General features: G+C 33.8%; 2 protein-coding genes. Both read left to right on the forward strand.

Features of this window, described 5'->3' with window-relative positions; all coding sequences use genetic code 11:
- Positions 1-284 (forward strand): hypothetical protein (locus tag ABCO64_RS10680; protein ID WP_343089463.1); only part of this gene is annotated, 284 nt, incomplete at its 5' end.
- A gap of 78 nt (positions 285-362) precedes the next feature.
- Positions 363-585: aldo/keto reductase (locus ABCO64_RS10685; protein ID WP_343089464.1), on the forward strand; the 223-nt coding region annotated here is incomplete at its 3' end.

Below are 585 nucleotides of genomic sequence, written 5' to 3' on the forward strand. Positions count from 1 at the left end.
CTAGAGAATCAATCATGGAAGAAGTCACTGCTGATTATGAAGGAAATCCTATGCTTGGTGGAATTAACCATTATGATATTTTCTTAGAAGAAGCAGACTCGATTTCACTTGATCATATTACTAACTACGATCGTACATTAGATGAAATTATGGGCGATACGGTTAACGATTACAAACAAGGAAACTTTGATTCTAAAGAAGAAGCATTTGCAAGTTTCTATCAAGAATTACAAAGCGCTCACCCAGAGTTATATAGACCTGATGGGCTTCCTTACCAAGACTAATTAAATAAAATTTATCATTTAAAGGCTAAGGATTCGTTCTTTAGCCTTTATCTTTTATTAACTATAAAAGGAGGAACTATGAAAAAAAATAATCGAGTAAATGATTTAAATCTATCAAGGTTAGGATTTGGCGCATGGCCTTTAGGAAATACTTCAAAAGGGAAAACGATGAGTGTAGATGAAGGTATAAAGTTGGTACACACTGCGTATGAAGAAGGCATTAATGTATTTGATACCGCTCCAAATTATGCGTATGGTAGAAGTGAAACCATTTTAGGGAAAGCTTTAAAAGGTATTAGAG

Origin of the sequence: Methanocalculus natronophilus (assembly GCF_038751955.1) — an archaeon.
Classification (GTDB): Archaea; Halobacteriota; Methanomicrobia; order Methanomicrobiales; family Methanocorpusculaceae; genus Methanocalculus; species Methanocalculus natronophilus.